The 17,282-nt window shown below is 70.1% G+C and carries 20 protein-coding genes; 8 read left to right on the top strand and 12 right to left on the bottom strand.

Annotated features, from left to right (window positions below; genetic code table 11):
- The first annotated feature begins 27 nt into the window (after positions 1-27).
- From AB0L64_RS14345 to AB0L64_RS14335, 3 genes are all read left to right on the top strand, one after another.
- Positions 28-1,008 (top strand): ATP-binding cassette domain-containing protein, encoded by a 981-nt coding sequence (locus AB0L64_RS14345; RefSeq protein ID WP_363711132.1) that lies wholly within the window; start codon positions 28-30, stop codon positions 1,006-1,008.
- An 83-nt stretch (positions 1,009-1,091) separates the two neighbouring features.
- Positions 1,092-1,835: an ABC-2 family transporter protein gene (locus AB0L64_RS14340; protein ID WP_363710585.1), complete on the top strand. Its 744-nt coding sequence runs from the start codon at positions 1,092-1,094 to the stop codon at positions 1,833-1,835.
- Positions 1,828-2,631 carry an ABC-2 family transporter protein gene (locus AB0L64_RS14335; protein ID WP_355689846.1) on the top strand — a complete coding sequence of 268 codons (804 nt, stop codon included), beginning with the start codon at positions 1,828-1,830 and terminating at the stop codon, positions 2,629-2,631. Before AB0L64_RS14340 ends, AB0L64_RS14335 begins: the two co-directional genes overlap by 8 nt.
- A 1-nt stretch (position 2,632) precedes the next feature.
- On the opposite strand, the gene AB0L64_RS14330 is transcribed toward AB0L64_RS14335, so the two are convergent.
- From AB0L64_RS14330 to AB0L64_RS14310, 5 genes are read right to left on the bottom strand one after another with little or no spacing between them, the layout of a single operon-like run.
- On the bottom strand, positions 2,633-3,610 hold the full coding sequence (locus tag AB0L64_RS14330) for a ribose-phosphate pyrophosphokinase (protein WP_363710583.1): 978 nt from the start codon (positions 3,608-3,610) through the stop codon (positions 2,633-2,635).
- A gap of 37 nt (positions 3,611-3,647) precedes the next feature.
- Positions 3,648-4,673 (bottom strand): GntG family PLP-dependent aldolase, encoded by a 1,026-nt coding sequence (locus AB0L64_RS14325; protein WP_363710582.1) that lies wholly within the window; start codon positions 4,671-4,673, stop codon positions 3,648-3,650.
- The gene (locus AB0L64_RS14320; RefSeq protein WP_363710581.1) at positions 4,670-6,043 is read right to left on the bottom strand and encodes a class II 3-deoxy-7-phosphoheptulonate synthase; all 1,374 of its coding nucleotides are present in this window, start codon (positions 6,041-6,043) and stop codon (positions 4,670-4,672) included. The genes AB0L64_RS14325 and AB0L64_RS14320 overlap by 4 nt, the downstream gene beginning before the upstream one ends.
- Before the next feature lie 43 nt (positions 6,044-6,086).
- A complete protein-coding gene (locus AB0L64_RS14315) occupies positions 6,087-6,479 on the bottom strand; it encodes a DUF2237 domain-containing protein (RefSeq protein ID WP_363710580.1) in 393 nt (130 codons plus the stop codon).
- Positions 6,480-6,490: 11 nt separating this feature from the next.
- On the bottom strand, positions 6,491-7,255 hold the full coding sequence (locus AB0L64_RS14310) for a lysophospholipid acyltransferase family protein (protein WP_355689836.1): 765 nt from the start codon (positions 7,253-7,255) through the stop codon (positions 6,491-6,493).
- Positions 7,256-7,750: 495 nt separating this feature from the next.
- Here AB0L64_RS14310 and AB0L64_RS14305 point away from each other — a divergent pair, with 495 nt between their 5' ends.
- Genes AB0L64_RS14305 through AB0L64_RS14285 form a run of 5 tightly spaced genes read left to right on the top strand, consistent with a single transcriptional unit; the run spans position 7,751 to position 11,769 of the window.
- Complete coding sequence (locus tag AB0L64_RS14305; RefSeq protein WP_363710579.1) at positions 7,751-8,557, top strand: alpha/beta fold hydrolase; 807 nt, start codon at positions 7,751-7,753, stop codon at positions 8,555-8,557.
- Positions 8,550-9,251: a hypothetical protein gene (locus AB0L64_RS14300; RefSeq protein WP_363710578.1), complete on the top strand. Its 702-nt coding sequence runs from the start codon at positions 8,550-8,552 to the stop codon at positions 9,249-9,251. The genes AB0L64_RS14305 and AB0L64_RS14300 overlap by 8 nt, the downstream gene beginning before the upstream one ends.
- A 60-nt stretch (positions 9,252-9,311) precedes the next feature.
- Entirely contained in the window at positions 9,312-10,553 is a 1,242-nt protein-coding gene (locus AB0L64_RS14295; RefSeq protein ID WP_363710577.1) for a TIGR00300 family protein, read from the top strand.
- A 25-nt stretch (positions 10,554-10,578) separates the two neighbouring features.
- The gene (locus tag AB0L64_RS14290) at positions 10,579-11,001 is read left to right on the top strand and encodes a nuclear transport factor 2 family protein (RefSeq protein ID WP_363710576.1); all 423 of its coding nucleotides are present in this window, start codon (positions 10,579-10,581) and stop codon (positions 10,999-11,001) included.
- 18 nt (positions 11,002-11,019) lie between these two features.
- A complete protein-coding gene (locus AB0L64_RS14285) occupies positions 11,020-11,769 on the top strand; it encodes an enoyl-CoA hydratase-related protein (protein WP_363710575.1) in 750 nt (249 codons plus the stop codon).
- Here AB0L64_RS14285 and AB0L64_RS14280 read toward each other — a convergent pair whose 3' ends face one another.
- The 7 genes from AB0L64_RS14280 to AB0L64_RS14250 are packed head-to-tail and all read right to left on the bottom strand — an operon-like array spanning position 11,770 to position 17,211.
- A complete protein-coding gene (locus AB0L64_RS14280) occupies positions 11,770-12,468 on the bottom strand; it encodes an endonuclease/exonuclease/phosphatase family protein (protein WP_363710574.1) in 699 nt (232 codons plus the stop codon).
- The gene (locus AB0L64_RS14275; protein ID WP_355689824.1) at positions 12,465-13,595 is read right to left on the bottom strand and encodes an ROK family glucokinase; all 1,131 of its coding nucleotides are present in this window, start codon (positions 13,593-13,595) and stop codon (positions 12,465-12,467) included. The genes AB0L64_RS14280 and AB0L64_RS14275 overlap by 4 nt, the downstream gene beginning before the upstream one ends.
- A 58-nt stretch (positions 13,596-13,653) precedes the next feature.
- Complete coding sequence (locus AB0L64_RS14270) at positions 13,654-14,625, bottom strand: ROK family glucokinase (RefSeq protein WP_363710573.1); 972 nt, start codon at positions 14,623-14,625, stop codon at positions 13,654-13,656.
- Positions 14,616-15,014 (bottom strand): hypothetical protein, encoded by a 399-nt coding sequence (locus AB0L64_RS14265; protein WP_363710572.1) that lies wholly within the window; start codon positions 15,012-15,014, stop codon positions 14,616-14,618. Before AB0L64_RS14265 ends, AB0L64_RS14270 begins: the two co-directional genes overlap by 10 nt.
- Entirely contained in the window at positions 15,011-16,315 is a 1,305-nt protein-coding gene (locus tag AB0L64_RS14260; RefSeq protein ID WP_363710571.1) for an ArsA family ATPase, read from the bottom strand. Before AB0L64_RS14260 ends, AB0L64_RS14265 begins: the two co-directional genes overlap by 4 nt.
- Before the next feature lie 4 nt (positions 16,316-16,319).
- Positions 16,320-16,751: an SRPBCC family protein gene (locus AB0L64_RS14255; RefSeq protein WP_131342091.1), complete on the bottom strand. Its 432-nt coding sequence runs from the start codon at positions 16,749-16,751 to the stop codon at positions 16,320-16,322.
- 4 nt (positions 16,752-16,755) lie between these two features.
- Positions 16,756-17,211: a polyketide cyclase / dehydrase and lipid transport gene (locus AB0L64_RS14250; RefSeq protein WP_363710570.1), complete on the bottom strand. Its 456-nt coding sequence runs from the start codon at positions 17,209-17,211 to the stop codon at positions 16,756-16,758.
- Positions 17,212-17,282: the final 71 nt, after the last annotated feature.

Genomic DNA, 17,282 nt, shown 5'->3' with positions numbered 1-17,282 from the left:
CGTCGCTATAGGTTGGGCGGCGTGCCGATGATCGAGGTCGCTGAGCTGATCAAGGAGTTCCAGAAGCCGCAGCCGACGACCGGTCGCCTCTCCGGCATCCGGCGGCTGTGGGCTCCCCGGCGCGCCGTGCGTGCGGTCGACGGCGTCAGTTTCGCCGTCGAGCGTGGGGAGATGGTCGGCTACCTGGGCGCCAACGGCGCCGGCAAGTCCACGACCATCAAGATGCTCACCGGGATCGTGGTGCCCACTTCGGGCACGGTGCGGGTCGACGGCCTGGTGCCCTGGGCGAATCGCCGCAGGCATGCGCACAACATCGGGGTCGTGTTCGGGCAGAAGACCCAGCTCTGGTTCGACCTGCCGTTGCGCGTCTCGCTCGAAACCATTCGCGACCTCTATCGGGTCGGCCCGGCCGAGTACGCCGCACGGATCGACGAGTTCGACGAGGTGCTGCAGATCAAGGACTTCCTGGACACGCCGATCCGGTCCCTCTCGCTGGGACAACGCATGCGCGGCGACCTGGCGGGAGCCATGCTCCACCGCCCTCAGGTGCTGTACCTGGACGAACCCACGCTCGGTCTGGACGTGGTCGCGAAACAAGCCCTCCGTGACTTCATCGCGGAGCAGAACCGGGTTCACGCCACCACGGTGATGATCACCACGCACGACATGGACGACATCGAGCAACTGTGCCGGCGGATCGTGATGATCGACAGCGGGCGTGTTGTGTACGACGGCGACCTCGCGACCCTGAAGCGGCGTTACCTGCCGTTCCGCGAGGTGGTGGTCACGCCGACGGAGGGTGCGGACCCGACGTCCATCCAGGCGGAGCACGCCGATCGCCTGCAGAACTCCGACGGCACGATCTCACTGCGCTTCGATCCGGAACGGACCAGCGCGGCGGCCGTGATCGCGCAGGCGACGTCGGTCGCCGAGATCGCCGATCTGCACGTCAACGAGCGCAAGTTGGAGGATGTGGTCCGGCTGATCTATGCCGAGGCAGAGCGGTGACCGGCGCATCCCGGATCGCGCGATCCGAACGACCTGCCTGGGTCACGCCGTGGTCGATGGTCCGGCTCGGTTCCAGGAACGCAATGTTCTTCCGGGCGAACGTCGTACTGTCCATGGTCTCGGTCGCCCTGCAAACGGTCCTGCTCGTGACGGTGTGGCGTGCTGTCTACACCAACCGCCCCGCGGTCGCGGGGATCAGCGAGTCCGACGCGGTCAGCTATGCGGTGATCGCGATGCTGCTGTGGCATGTCGCCCTGCCTTGGCAACTGTCGTCGATCCCCGAACGGGTGCGCGAGGGAACCATTGCGACAGATCTCATCCGTCCCGTCGGGGTGGTGGGGCAGAGCCTGTTGCAGTCCTTCGGAGCAATCGTCGGCGCGATCCCCGGAGTCGTGGTCGGCCTGGTCCTCGCCCTCGCGCTGGGAGGGCTGACGCCGCCGGCGACCGGTGCCGCGTTCCTCGGCTTCCTGCTCACCGCCGCGCTCGGCTGGTTGCTCGCCGCGTTGCTGAATCTCGCTGTCTCGATGGTGGCGTTCTGGACGACCGATACGCGCGGACCGTTCTACGTCTACCGAGCCATCGCCAGTTTTGCTTCCGGCGCTCTTGTCCCGTTGTGGTTCGTCCCTGCGTCGCTGCGCCCGTATCTCGACGCGCTGCCGTTCGGGCTCCAGGTCTTCGCGCCACTGCAGCTCTGGCAGGGACAGGAGCCACTCGGCGGTCTCGGGGGCGTGATCGCCGCCCAGCTCGGCTGGCTGGCGGCTTCCACGGCCATCGTCGCGCTGGTCACTTGGCGCGCCTTGCGCAAGGTAGTGATCAACGGTGGCTGACCTGATCCGGGACTTCCGCATCCTGCTGCGCGTGGCGTGGCTGACCGAGCTCGAGCACAAGGCCAATCTCTTCATCTCCGTCATCGGCGCGCTGGCGTTCAACGCCGGACAGCTGCTGTTCATCGGAGTGCTGCTGCACGCCTTCGGATCGATCGGTGGCTGGACTCCGGCCGAGGTGCTGGTGCTGTTCGGCATCCGGATGGCGAGCCACAGCGTGTACGCCTTCTTCTTCCGCAGGACGGTCGATGTGGACCTGGTGGTGCACACGGGAGAGTTCGATCGCTATCTGTTGCGTCCGACCAGCCGGTTCCTGCAATTGCTGATGCGCCGCTTCAATCTGCAGCAGATCGGCGACGTGATCATTGCCGGTGCGATCCTCGCGCTGGCGCTGCCCCGGGCCTCGATCTCCTGGCATCCGCTCCTCGCGGTGTGGCTCGCCCTCGCGATCGCCGCCGGCGGGCTGCTCGAGGGCGGGCTCCAACTGGCCCGCGGAGCATTGGCGTTCCGGTTGCGGAACACGCAGTCGCTGACGTTCCTGATCGACGCCGTCCTCGGAACCTACGGCAACTTCCCGCTGCAGATCTTCGGGCCGGTCGGAGCCGTCCTGTTCACGATCCCGCTGCCCTTGGCCTTCGTCGCCTGGATCCCGGCCGCCATGGTCACCGGGCGGGTGGATTCGCTGTGGTTCCCGGCGTGGCTGGGATGGCTGAGCCCACTGGTGGGAGTCGCTTGCATGGCGGCGGCGATCGCCTTCTTCACCCGGCAGTCCCGGCACTACTCCAGCCCTGGCTCCTGAGTCAGAACGGCAGCTTGGGCTGCGGTGGGGCGTGGGTGGGGTCCACGCCGTCGAAGAGGCTGCTGACGGATTCACCGTCGTGGATCCGGGTGATGGCTTCGGCGAAGAGGCCGGCGACCGAGGTGACCTGGAGTTCGGGGAAGCCGTCGGGGCGGGGGACGGTGTCGGTGCTGATGACCTCGGTGATCGAGGGGTGGGCGCGGAGGCGTTCGACGGCGGCGCCGGCGAACAGGCCGTGAGTGCAGGCGACCGCGGCGGAGGTGCAGCCGCGGTCCTTCAGGCGGTCGAGCAGCTCGATGATGGAGCCGCCGGTGGCGATCTCGTCGTCGAGGACGATCGCCTGCTTGCCGGTCACGTCGCCGACGATGGCGTCGATGACGACGCGGTCGTCGGCCAGCCGCTGCTTGCTGCCGGCCGCGACGGGTACGCCGAGCAGCCGGGCGAACTGCGTCGCGGTCTTCGCGTTGCCGAGGTCGGGGCTGACGACGACGGTGTCGGACAGGTCGCGGCCGCGGAAGTGGTCGGCGAGGACGCCGATCGCGGTCAGGTGGTCGACCGGAACCGAGAAGAACCCGTGCACCTGCGGCGCATGCAGCGACATGGTCAGGACCCTGTGGGCGCCGGCCGTGGTCAGCATGTCGGCGACGAGCCGGCCGCCGATCGAGATCCGGGAGGCGTCCTTCTTGTCGGACCGCGCGTACGCGTAGTGCGGGATGACCGCCGTGATCTGCTGCGCCGACGCGCCGCGGGCGGCGTCGATCATCAGCAGCAGCTCCATCAGGTGCTCCTGCGTCGGCGGCACCAGCGGTTGCACGATGTACACGTCGCGTTGCCGGCAGTTCGTCTGCAGTTGGACCTGCAGGCAGTCGTTGCTGAAACGATGGATCTCGACCGGAGAAAGCGGTACGCCGAGATCCCTGCAGATCTGCTCCGCCAACTCGGTGTGGGCACTTCCGCTGAACACGACGATCTCTCGCACGGCTCTCCCCGAACGCTGCGACCCCGACAGCTGCACCCTAACCGATCAGTCGCGCGAGGGTTTCCGCGGCCGTCCGGCAGTCGGCCGCCGACGCGTCCAGGTGCGTGACGATCCGCAGCTGGGTCGCGCCGACACCCCCGACGAGTACGCCGGCGTCGCGTGCCCCGGCCACCACCTCGGGCACGGTGTGACCGGTGCCGGCCAGATCGACGACCACGATGTTCGTCTCGACCTGATCGGGCTTCACCGCACCGGGCGCCGCGTCCGCGAGCACCGCGGCGATCGAGCGGGCGTTCGCGTGGTCCTCGGCCAGCCGCTCGACGTTGTGCTCGACGGCGTACAGCCCGGCCGCGGCCAGGACGCCGGCCTGCCGCCAGCCCGCGCCGAGTCGCTTCCGCCAGATCCGCGCCTCGCGGATCAGCTCCGCCGACCCGACCAGCACCGATCCGACGGGCGCGCCGAGGCCCTTCGACAGGCAGACGCTGGCCGCGGCGGCCCTGGACGCAAACGATGACACCGTACGGCCCGTGGCGACGGCGGCGTTCCACAACCGGGCGCCGTCGAGGTGCAGCGGCAGCCCGACGGCATCCAGCTCATCGGCCAGCGCGTCGTACGAGTGCTGGATCGACCCGCCGCCGAAATTGTGCGTGTTCTCGACCGAGACGGCCGACGTCACGACGAAGTACGGACCGAGGTCGGGAGCGATCAGGGACCGGATCTGCTCCAGGTCGATCTGCCCCGACGGCGCGCTCCAGGTCCGCGTCGTGACGCCGGCGGACACGGCATGCGACCCGAGCTCGGCACGGACGATGTGCGCACTGGCCTCGCACAGCACCTCGCCGCCGCGCGGGACCAGCGCCCGGACGCCGAGCATGTTCGCGAGCGAGCCGGTGACCGTGAACAGCCCGGCCTCGTGCCCGAGCAGCCCGGCGACCCGCTCCTCCAGCGCGTTGACGGTCGGGTCCTCGCCGTACACGTCGTCGCCGACCGGGGCCGACGTCATCGCGGCCAGCATCTGCGCCGACGGACGCGTGACGGTGTCCGACCGCAGGTCGACGGTCATGCCTGCGCGCCCCGCAGCCGCTCCGCGACCAGGAACGCCAGCTCGAGGGACTGGTGCCGGTTCAGGCGCGGGTCGCACGCGGTCTCGTACCGGTTGACGAGGTCCTCCGCGACCAGCTCCTCGCCGCCGCCGAGGCATTCGGTGACGTCGTCGCCGGTCAGCTCCATGTGGACGCCGCCCGGCCAGGTCCCGACCTGCTCGTGGGCGTCGAAGAAGCCCTGGACCTCGTCCATCACGTCGTCGAAGTTGCGGGTCTTGTACCCGTTGGGGGTCTCGAACGTGTTGCCGTGCATCGGGTCGCACACCCACGCGATCGGCGAACCGTGGTCGCGCACGGCCTCCAGCAGCGGCGGCAGGGCGGAGCGGATCTTGCCCGCGCCCATCCGGGTGATGAACGTGAGCCGGCCCTCGACGCCCTTCGGGTTCAGCTTGTCGATCAGCGCCCGGATGTACTCCGGGGTCGTGGTCGGGCCGATCTTCACGCCGAGCGGGTTCGACAGCGAGGCCAGGAACTCGACGTGCGCGCCGTCCAGCTGCCGGGTCCGCTCCCCCACCCAGAGCAGGTGGCCGGACACGTCGTACGGCTGCTCGGTGCGCGAGTCGATGCGGGTCAGGGCGTGCTCGTACTCGAGGATCAGCGCCTCGTGCGACGCGTAGAAGTCGACGGTCTTGAACTCGTCCGAGGTCGCGCCGCAGGCCCGCATGAAGGCGAGCGCACGCTCGATCTCGGACGCCAGCTGCTCGTAGCGCATGCCGACCGGCGACGACTTCACGAAGTCGGTGTTCCAGGCGTGCACCTGGTGCAGGTCGGCGTACCCGCCGGTGGTGAACGCGCGGGTCAGGTTCAGCGTCGCGGCGGCCGCGTTGTAGACACCACGCAGCCGCTGCGGGTCCGGAATACGCGACGAAGGCGTGAAGTCGAAGCCGTTGACGGCATCACCGCGGTACGACGGCAGCGTCACGCCCTCGCGGGTCTCCTCGCCGGACGACCGCGGCTTCGCGTACTGCCCCGCGATCCGGCCGATCTTCACGACCGGCACGCTGGCGGCGTACTGCAGCACGACGGACATCTGCAGCAGCACCCGTAGCTTGGCCCGGATGTTCTCCGCGGTCACGCCCGCGAACGTCTCGGCGCAGTCGCCGCCCTGGAGGATGAACGCCTCACCGCGGGCGACCGCCCCGATCTTCGCGGTCAGGTCGTCGCACTCACCGGCGAACACCAGCGGCGGCAGCGTCCGGAGCTCGGCGATCACCTGCTCCAGCACCTCTCGATCCGGCCACTCCGGCTGCTGCAGCGGCTTCAGCCCGCGCAGCTCGTCCAGCGTGGGAACCCCGGGAACCTGCCCAGCCGTCAACGTCGCGAATTGCATGGAGCCAACTCTAGGCGAACCCGCCGGACGCAGCGTGAACGTCTCAGGCCAGCGAGCGGGGGTCCGGCGGTACGTCGACGGCGTGTGCGCGCAGCACCGAGAGCGGGATCGTCTCCAGCGCCCGCGCGTGCGTGGACGCCAGGACGACGGGAGCCGCGGCGCCGTCGTGGTACGCCTGGAGCCAGCGGCCGGCCACGACGCACCAGCGATCGCCCGGCCGGAGCCCGGTGAAGCTGTACTCCGGACGGGGTGTGACCAGGTCGTTCCCGACGGACGCCTGATGGGTCAGGAACTCCGTGGTCATCACCGCACAGACGGTGTGACTGCCGAGGTCCTCGGGCCCGCTCGTGCAGCAGCCGTCGCGGTAGAACCCAGTGACGGGATCGGTCCCACACTCCTCGAGCGGCTCGCCGAGCACGTTCAAGTCGCTGTCCATCGGGCAGGTGGTCAGCTGGCCTTGGTGTCGCCGAGGCGGAGGTGCTCGTCGACCGACTCGCCGGCCTTGATCAGCTCCTTGGCCTTGTCGGCGTACATGTCGACGTACTCCTGGCCGGACAGGTCCATCAGCGCGTACATGATCTCGTCGGTCACCGAGCGCAGCACGAAACGGTCCCGCTCCATACCCTCGTAGCGGGAGAAGTCCAGCGGCGTGCCGAACGCCACACCGGGACGCACCAGCCGCGGCAGCAACCGGCCCTTCTCACGGTAGAACCAGTTCGGCCAGATCCGGCCCGGCGGCTGCAGTTTCTCGGTGTCGATCATCGCGACCGGGATCACCGGGACGCCGGCCACGATCGCCATCCGGGCGACGCCGGTCTTGCCCTTGTACAGCCGGCCGTCGGGCGAGCGGGTGCCCTCGGGGTAGATCCCGAACAGGCCGCCCTTCTCGAGGATCCCGAGACCGGTGTTCAGCGCCGCCAGCGAGGCGCGGCCGCCGGAGCGGTCGATCGGGATCTGGCCCACGGACCGGAAGAACGTGGCGACCAGTTTGCCCTTCAGGCCCGGAGCGGTGAAGTACTCCGACTTGGCCGGGAAGACGATCTGCCGCGGCACCGACACCGGCAGGAAGATCGAGTCGCAGAACGCGAGGTGGTTGGAGACCAGCAGCGCCGGACCCTCGGTCGGCACGTGCTCCACCCCGGTCACTTTGGGGCGGAAGAGCAGCTTCACCAGTGGTGCGACCAAGAACCGTCTGAGGAACAGGTACAGCATCCGCCTCGACCTCCGTCACTCGCCCGACACACTCACCCGACAGCACTCACGCAGGATCCGCCACAGCCTCTGCAGCCATGGTCGGACCGTACCCATTCCGGCACCAGTGCACGCCGGTGGCGGTCACGCGACAACTCCGGCGCGCCACCTTCCGGTGCGGACACTACGTTCCAGCTTCCCTCTCAGGCAATGTCACCGCCAGGAATGTGGGCGTTGCTCACCGTGTTGTCACCTGGATGCAGACTGGACGCAGCCTGTTTCTCGTCGTGGCACGTTGGTGCCACTGGCGGTGGTCCAGTCGTTCGCTGGCAAGGCGGAGGAGGGAGAAAGGACGGAGTCCTTTCGACCGACGACAACGCCGCCAGCGGGCGTCTGGGGCGCCGCCAGGGGTGCCAGACGTGTCTCGACGAGGAACTTAATGCGACGATTGTCACGCGCCTTCGAGGGATGGTCCGGGGCGCGGTTGTGAGGACCGTGAGCGGCGAGGAGTCGAGCGTGCCAGTGCAAGCCCACGCGGAGGAGTTTCGCAGTCCCGGCACCGGGGAGAACGCCGCTGTCGGCGTGCTCCTGAGCCACGGGTTCACCGGCTCGCCGTGGTCGATGAAGCCGTTCGCCGAGCATCTGGCCGCCGAGGGGTACGGCGTCGCGGTCCCCCGGCTTCCCGGTCACGGGACCAGCTGGCAGGAGATGAACAAGACCTCCTGGCCGGACTGGTACGCAGTACTCGACAACGAGTTCGAACGACTGCGCCTGGAGCACGACCAGGTGTTCCTGGTGGGCCTGTCGATGGGCGGCTGCCTGGTGCTGCGGCTGGCCGAGCAGCACGGCGCCGACATTTCCGGTCTGGTCCTGATCAACCCGTCGGTGCGGACCGACGACAAGCGGCTGGCGCTGCTGCCGGTGCTCTCCCGGCTCGTGCCCTCGTTCCCCGGCATCTCGAACGACATCAAGAAGCCCGGCATCGACGAGCGCGCCTACGACCGGATGCCGCTGCGGGCCCTGCACTCGCTGTCACAGCTGTGGAAGGTCACGCGGGACGACCTGGCGAAGATCACGCAGCCGGTCCTGCTGTTCCGCAGTACTGTCGATCATGTGGTGGAGCCGAGCTCGGGACGGACGGTACTGTCCTCGATCTCGTCCCGCGATGTGACCGAGACCCTGCTCGAGGACAGCTATCACGTGGCAACCCTGGACAACGACGCACCGCGGATCTTCGCGGACTCGACCGCCTTCATCGGCCGGCTGAGCCGGCCGCGGACCGAGCCCGGGAACGAGCCCGAGAACGAGCCCAGCGATGCGTGACAACGGATTGACGGCGACGTCGTACACGTCGCTCGGGGGGATCGACCCGCTGGTCGCCGAGCCGGTCCTGGACGCGCTCGCCGCGGCCGGCATCGCGGCGTACTGCGAGAACCAGAACGAGGCCCGCACGCCCGAGGAGGCCGAGGACGCGCCGGCCCGGATCCCGGTCGGGTACGACGAGATCTTCGTCGACGCCGAGGCGGTGGACCGGGCCCGCCCGGTGATCGACCGCAGCACCGAGGACGCCGAGTGGCGGTCGCTGGTGGAGCAGTTCAGCAAGCCGTCCGCGCCGGGGCACGACGGCGGCGAGGACCCGGTGCCGCGCTGGCCGGTCAGCGAGGACGTCGACGACAAGTACGAGCCGCTGATCGACGTACCGGCCGGTCTCACCGTCGAGGAGAAGGCCGAGGACGACGAGGAGCCGCCGGCCAAGAAGGCCGACGACCCGCACGACCACTACGTCCCGCCGGAGCCGCCGCGCGGCCCGCGGCTGGACTGGATCAGCCGGCTCGCCTGGCTGGGGCTGCTCGGCGGGCCGCTGCTGCTGATCGCGGCCGCCCTGCTGGACTTCGGCACCGGCCGGATCACCACGCTCGCGGTCGCCGGGTTCATCGGCGGGTTCCTGACGCTGGTGTTCCGGATGAAGGACCGGCTCCCTCCCGGCGACGGCGGCGACGACGGGGCCGTCGTCTGAGCTAGAGTGCGGATCGTCGGACAATCCGACACATCCGATTCGATTTGGGGAGGGCGCCCCGTGCAGGTCACCGAGACCGTCGAGATCACCGGCCACCTGATGGACACCGGGCTGCTGTCCCGGGTCCTCGACGACATCCGCGGGTACGGCGGCGAGTACACACTCGACAAGTTCGACCTCGGCTACGACAAGGACGACCCGTCCACCGTCCGGATGACGGTCGGCGCCGAGGACGAGGAGGCGCTGCAGCGGCTGCTGATGCGGATCCAGACCAAGGGCGCGAACCTGGTGAACCCGGGCGAACCGGAGATCACCGAGGTGGCGCAGGACGGCGTCTTCCCGGACGGCTTCTACTCGACCACCAACCTGCCGACCAACGTGCGGCTGGGCGGGCACTGGGTCGAGGTCCGCAACCCGGAGATGGACTGCGGGCTGCTCGTCGAGGGCGACCCGGAGCCCAATGCCGTGCGCACCATCCCGATGTCGGAGGTGCGGGCCGGGATGAAGATCATCACCAGCGCGCAGGGCGTCCGGGTGATCCCGCCGATCAGCGAGTCCACCGAGGGCGGGTTCGGCTTCATGGAGTCGGACGTGTCCAGCGAGAAGCCGCAGCGGGTGCTGGTCCGGCAGGTCGCCGACGGGATGCGCGAAGCCAAGGCGAACGGCCTGAAGGTGCTCTGGGTCGGCGGGCCGGGCATCGTCCACACCGGGGCCGCGCCGGCCATGGTGGCCCTGGTCGAGGCCGGCTTCGTCGACGTGCTGTTCGCCGGGAACGCGCTGGCCACGCACGACATCGAGTCGTCGCTGTACGGTACGTCGCTCGGCGTCGACCTGGACCGCGGCCGCGGGGTCGAGCACGGGCACGAACACCACATCCGGGCGATCAACACGATCCGCAAGGCCGGCTCGATCGCGGCAGCCGTCGAGCAGGGCGTGCTGACGTCGGGCGTGATGCACGCCCTGGTGAAGAAGGGCAACCGGTTCGTGCTGGTCGGGTCGGTGCGCGACGACGGCCCGCTGCCGGACGTCTACACCGACGTCCTCGAGGGCCAGCGCGCGATGCGGGCCGAACTGCCGGGCGTCGGGTACTGCCTGATGGCCGCCACCATGCTGCATTCCGTTGCTACTGGCAACATTCTGCCCGCGTCGGTCCCGCTGACCTGCGTCGACATCAACCCGGCCACCGTCACCAAACTGGCCGACCGGGGATCGTCGCACGCCCGCGGCATCGTCACCGACGTCGGCCTGTTCGTCGAGCACCTGGCGCGTGAGCTGTCTCCCACCTACGCCGACGGCAAGTGACCCCGCCGGAGTAGAGGCTGGAGTCATGAACCAGGACTTCGAAACGTTCCTGCGACGGTTCGAGGAGGCCAACACCGCGTTCGTGAACGGCGATCCGTCGCTGTGGTTGCCGTTGGTGTCACGCAGCGAGCAGAGCTCGATCTTCGGCGGTTTCGGCGGCCAGGAGGTCGGCTGGTCCGAGATCGGGCCCCGGTACGAGTGGGCGTCCTCGCAGTTCCGCGACACCGGCGGGACGGTCGACTTCGAGTACCTCGACACCTACGTCGGCGCGGATACGGCGTACACGGTCGCGATCGAGCGCTGCACCGTCCACCACGCCACCCAGCCCGCCCCGGTCCCGCACGAACTGCGCGCCACGATGATCTTCCGCCTCGAGGACAACGAGTGGAAGATCACGCACCGGCACGCCGATCCACTGAGCCCCAGGACCTCCCCCCCGGGGCCGTAAGGATGTTTGGATGACGGCATGACCGAACTCGTGCACCTGGACGTCGCCGGCGGTGTGGCCACGATCACGTTGGACTCGCCGCACAACAAGAACGCGCTGTCGCAGCAGTTGACCGGTGAGTTGCTGGAGGGGTTGGCGGCGGCGGGGGCGGACGATGCCGTGCGGGTGATCGTGGTTCGGTCGGCGCTGGACGTGTTCTGCTCGGGCGCGGATCTGTCGGAGGCGACGACGGTCGGGATGGGCGTCGGGGCGCAGCGGATGGTCGACGTCCAGCGGGCGATCGTGGCGAACCCGAAGCCGGTTGTCGCGCGGGTGGCCGGGCCGGTGCGAGCCGGCGGGATCGGGATCGTGGCGGCCGCGGACATCAGCGTGGCCGGGGAGAGCGCGACGTTCGCGCTCACCGAGGTCCGGCTGGGCCTCGCGGCAGCGACGATCTCGCTGACGGTCCTCCCCCGGCTCACGGACCGCGCCGCGGCGTACACGTTCCTCACCGGCAACGGCTTCGACGCGCTCGAGGCCGCGCGGCTCGGGCTGCTCACCCTGACCGTGCCGGACGCCGACCTGGACAGCGCCGTCGACACCGTGCTGACGTCGCTGCTGAAGGGCGTCCCGCAGGGCCTGCGCGAGACCAAGAAGCTCGTCAATCGCGAGCTCCTCGCCGACATCGATGCCCGCGGCAAAGACCTCGCCGAACTCTCCGCTTCCCTGTTCGGCTCCCCCGCCGCCCAGGAAGCCATGCTCGCCTTCCTGAACCGCAAGAAGAGCTGACTACCCGACGCTGATCTCGATCAGCATCGGGAGGTGGTCGGAGGCGGCGGCCAGGTCCTCGGCCGACGCGGGTAGCGGGAGGATGCGGCCCTGGAGTGTTGGTGACAGGTGGGCGCCGTCGATGCGTTTGTGGGGGTTGGTGGAGCTGAAGGTGGGACCGGCGTCGGCGCCGAGGTCGGTGAGGCCCTCTTCGGTGAGGCGTTTCCAGACCGGGCCGTCGGGTTCCTCGTTGAGGTCGCCTGCCAGCAGGTACGGCGTGCCGAAGGTCCGGCAACGGCGCAGGATCTGCTCGAGTTCACGCCGGCGGCCGAGGATGTGCAGGCCGAGATGGCAGCAGACGACCGCGAGCCGGGTGGCGCCGACGAGGATGTAGCCGCCGACGGCTCCGCCGGGGAGCTGGGTGGCGATGAAGTTCAGCCGGCGGCGGACGAACGGCCGCCAGATCCGCCACTGCAGCGGCTCGGCGAACTCGATGCCGTCGGCAATCAGGATCGCGTTCCGGGCGGACGCCGCGACGTACCGCAGGCCGAACGTCGCGGCCATCGCCCGCCGTTTGCGCCGCGTCCCGAACCAGGTCGGCGCCTCCTGGACCAGCATCACGTCCGGCGCGCACGCCCGCACCACCCGCGCCAGCGCCGCACGGTCGTCACCCCAGCGGTGCACGTTGTACGACAGCACCCGGAGGGAGCCGTCGGTCATGCGTCGGGGTCGGCGTGGTGCAGGTCGTGGTCGGACGCGGCGGCACGCATCCCGGTACGGCGTCCCGCGGACTTGCGGGCGGCCCGTTCCAGCCGCGTCGAGCGTCCACGCGCCGCGGCCGTCTTCGCGGTCACGGCCGTGGTCTTCACCCGCACCCGGCGCAGCCAGGTGGCCTCTTCACGGGCCAGGTCGGCCGCGCCGACGAGACCCGCTTCCGGACCGAGCACCGCGCGGACGATCCGGGCCTCCGGGCGGAACCCGCGACCGGTCAGCGTCCGCTTGAACGCCTCCCGCGCCGGCGCCAGCAGCAGCTCGCCCGCGTCGGACACGCCGCCGCCGATCACGAACGTGCCCGGGTCCAGCGCGGCGGCCAGGTTCGCAAGGCCGACACCGAGCCAGCGGCCGACCTCCTCGAGCAGCTCGACCGCGACCGGGTCGCCGTCCTTGGCCAGCTCGGTCACCATCGGGCCGTTGATCTTGCTCGGGTCGCCGCCGGCGGCCCGGAGCAGGTTGTGCGCGACCGGCGAACCGGACAGCGCCAGCTCCCGGGCCTCCCGGGTGAGCGCGTTGCCGGACGCGTACTGCTCCCAGCAGCCGCGGTTCCCGCACTCGCAGCGGTGGCCGCCGGGGACCACCTGCATGTGCCCGAACTCGCCCGCGATCCCGAACTTCCCGCGCTGCAAGGCGCCGTCGTTCAGGATCGCGCCGCCGATGCCGGTGCCGAGCGTGACGCAGACCAGGTGGCTCTCGCCCTGGCCGCCGCCGAACCGCCACTCCGACCAGGCGGCCGCGTTGGCGTCGTTCTCGACCACGACCGGCAGGCCGAGCCGGCGCTCCACCGCGTCCCGCAGCGGCTCGTGCCGCCAGGCGAGGTGCGGCGCGAACAGCACCGACGACCGGGTGCCGTCGACGAAGCCGGCGGCGCCGATGCCGACCGCGATCACGTCGTGCCGCGACTCCAGGTCGTGGACGATCTCGGCGATCGCGTCCTCGGTCTCCTTGGGGTCCTTGGTCGGCGTGTCGCGGCGCAACCGGTCCAGGATGTTGCCTTCGGGGTCGACCACTCCGGCGGCCACTTTGGTCCCGCCGATGTCGATCCCGATCGTCAAAGCCTGCGTCAAAGCCAAGGTTCGACCCTTCTCGCGACCCCCGCCGGACAGCCTCCAGTATCCCAGGTCAGGACAATCATCGGGACGTCACCGGCACCGCGGCCGGCTGCCGGGCCAGGTCGGCGGCACCGATCAGGCCGGCGTCGTTGCCCAGCTCGGCGAGGGTGAAGGGTGCGTGCGGGCGGTTCGCCTTGGCGGGCAGCACCCTCTCGAACGCCTGCACCGCGGACTTCATGATCAGGTCCTTCGCCGCGCTCACACCGCCGCCGACCACGACCAGGGTGGGGTCGAAGATGGTCGCCAGGCTGGCCACTCCCTCACCGAGCCAGCGGCCGAGGTCCTCGAGCAGCTCGACGGCGCACGGGTCGCCCTGCATCGCCGCGTCGGTGATCATCGGGCCGGTCAGCTCGGCCGGGTCGGCGATGCCGCACACGCTCAGCATCTGCACCGCCGCCAGCGAACCCGACTCGGCCTGGGCCCTGCCCTCACGCACCAGCGCCTTGCCGGAGGCGTACTGCTCCAGGCAGCCGCGGGAACCGCAGCCGCACCGGTGTCCACCGGGGACGACGCGCATGTGGCCGAGCTCGGCCGCCACGCCGTTGGCGCCGCGGAGCAGCTCACCGTCCACCACGACGCCGCCGCCGATCCCGGTGCCGACCGTGATGCAGACCATGTGCTCGACGTCCTTCGCGGCGCCGAACGCGAACTCGCCCCAGGCGGCCGCGTTCGCGTCGTTCTCGACCACGACCGGGATGTTCAGCTCCGCGGCGACCCGCGCGCCGAGCGGCTCGTCGCGCCAGGCCAGGTTCGGCGCGAACAGCACGGTCGATCGGTCCGACGAGACGAACCCGGCGGCGCCGATCCCGACCGCCTCCACGGCGTGCGCCGCGATCAGCTCGGCGGCCGCGTCGCAGATCGCCGCCGCGGTCGCGTCGGTCGAGTCGGCCGGGGTGTCGCGTTGCGTCCGCGCGATGATGGCGCCGGTCTCGTCGACCAGGCCGGCGGCGATCTTCGTACCGCCGACATCGATGCCGATCGTCAGTCCCATGGTTCGGGGTCCTCACTCACGTCGATCCGGTCCACCCGGGACCGGGTCGCTTCTTGGGCCGGTTCCTCCTCCGCTGCGGAGGACCGCGACGCTGCGTCCTCCCGCGCCTGCCGGGCCGCGTCCGCGGCGGCCTCCAGCAGAGATCTCAACGAGCCCAGCACGTGCGCGGCAGCCGTCGACAGCTGCTCGACCGTCTCCGGGCTGGTGTTCCGCACCCGGTGGATCAGCTGACACACGGGACACCACACACAGTCCGGCCCCAGCTTGTGCTCGTGCTCGTGCTCGGCGGCATTCTCGTCAGCGGGCGGGGCGTCCTTGGCAGCGTTCTGCAGGACGGCGAACAGCTTCGCCGCCTCCTCGGCGACCGAGCCGATAGGTTCTTTGCTCACCGCGCGGCCTCGTGCCGGCTCAGCTGCTCGTGGTACTCGGCGGTCAGGCCCTGGGCCAGCTCCTGCGCCGACTCCAGCGGACCGGATCCGCTCGGCATCTCGGGCGCGGCCGGCCGGGCGGTCTCCCGCGGCGAGAACCGCACCTGCAGCCGGCCTTCGTCGAGGCGGGCGCCCGCGACCACGCCGCGCGCCAGGGCGGCCGGCAGCGGCAGCACGCGGCGGTACGACCCGACGGTGATGATCAGCTCGTCGCAGTGCCGCGCCAGCTCCAGCTCGTCGGCGGATGCCAACGGCAACGGCATCGTCAGCGTGTACGTCCGGCCGTCGGTGTCGATGTGCCGGTCCACCCACAGCGACGTGTCGGCGGTGGCCCGCGCGAACGGGTCGTCCCCGCCGTACATCTCGACCGCGAACGCGGCCAGCTCCTCGACGCCGACCGGCTCACAGACCCGGTACGGCGACTCCCAGATCGGCAGCGGGCGGAACGAGTCCGCGACCTCCTCGAGGATCCCGCGCTGCGCGGCGACCCACTGCCGGCGCCAGCTGTCGGCGCCGGCGGCCGGGAACACCCGGTTCGCCACGACGCCGTCGACGCGGTACCCGTACAGCGACAGCCGGGTCAGGGAGCGCCGGGCCTCGGCGACCACGACCGCCTCGGGCGTCAGGACCAGCCGCACCGAGGCGTCCGGGCCGGCCAGCAGCGTGCGGATGTCCGACAGGTCGGCCTGCAGCCGCCGCAGCGCGTCGAAGACGGTGTCGTCCGGCACCGGGATGCTCGAGCCGCGGTTCAGGAACGGGCGGAAGGTGCGCATCATCTTGCGCTCGGCGTTGAAGATCCGCTCGAGGTACCAGTTCAGGGCCTCCGGCAACGCCAGCAGCCGCAGCGTCTCGGCGGTCGGCGCGCAGTCCACGACGATCACGTCCCAGCGGCCGGACCGGACGTGGTCGCGCACCTCGAGCAGCGCGAGCACCTCCGCGGCGCCGGGCAGCACGGTCAGCTCCTCGGCCTCGATCGGGTCCACCCCGACCGTGTGCAGCACCGACCGCAGGTAGCTCTGGATGTCGCCCCAGGAGCGCTCGAACTTGCGCTGCGCGTCGATCTGCTGGACGAACAGCAGGTCGTCGATCTCGGTCGGCTCCGGCCCGACCTCGGAGTCGAACGCGTCCGACAGCGAGTGCGCGGCGTCCGTCGACAGCACCAGCGTGCGCAGCCCGCGCAGCGCCGCGAGCGTGGCCGTCCCCGCGGCGGACGTGGTCTTGCCCACGCCGCCCTTACCCGTATACAGCAGAACCCGAGTCACTGGCTTACGACTCGACGCGCTTCTTCAAGCCCTTCAGGGCCGTGTCGATGATGACCTTCTCGGCCTTGCGCTTGAGCATCCCGATCATCGGGATCGCCACGTCCACCGCCAGCCGGTAGGTCACCTCAGTCCCCTCTGCACCCAGGTCCTTCAGGACGTAGGCGCCGTCCATACCCTTCACCATCTTCGCCTCGACCAGCGTCCAGGTCACCTCGTTGCGGGACCAGACGTAAGCCAGCGTGTACTCGTCGGAGATCGCGCCGGCGTCCACCTTGAAGCGCACCTTGTTCGGCCGGCCGGCCTCGTCGGTGGACAGCACCTCGGTCTCCCGCATCGAGTCGGCCCATTCCGGGTACGCCGCGAAGTCCGCGATCACCGCCATGATCTCTTTGGGGGTCGCGTTCACCTGGATGGTCGAGGTGGTCTGTTCCGCCATCGATTCACCTCTTCGCCGGTCGGGTCTGGTGCGAGGGACCGGCCGGTGGGCCGATGTCCTCACCGGAGACTATCGCGGGATCGGCCCCGGGACGGCGTTCGCCCGCCGCGCGGCCCGCTTCGGCTTCGTCCTTGAACGCCCACAGCCGCTTCCGGTACGCCGCGACGTACCGCTCCTTCAAACGTTCGGCCGCGCGGCCGCGGACCGGTTTCGCGGGGTCGACCCGCAGGTACCAGTGCACGACGACCCCGTCGCGGACCGCCTCCAGCCACCACTCCGCCGTACCAATCGCGGCACCGGTGACGGCCCACCGGACACCCTCCAGGCCGCGCCGCTCGGACGGCGTCAGAGTCAGGTCCGGCCACCACTCGCGCCAGAGGGTGTCCGAACCGAGCCGCTCGGCGACGTAGGCTGGATCAGCAACGACCAGGTCGTCGCAACTGATGTCGAGCAACGGCATGGCTAGAAGCTAGTCCATAGTTCCGTGGGTCACATAAACCTGGCTACTTGTGGGTAGGTGACTGTAGCGTG

The sequence above is a fragment of the Kribbella sp. NPDC051936 genome (genome assembly GCF_040680955.1).
Classification (GTDB): domain Bacteria; phylum Actinomycetota; class Actinomycetes; order Propionibacteriales; family Kribbellaceae; genus Kribbella.
This window is presented reverse-complemented; position numbering and strand designations above follow the sequence as displayed.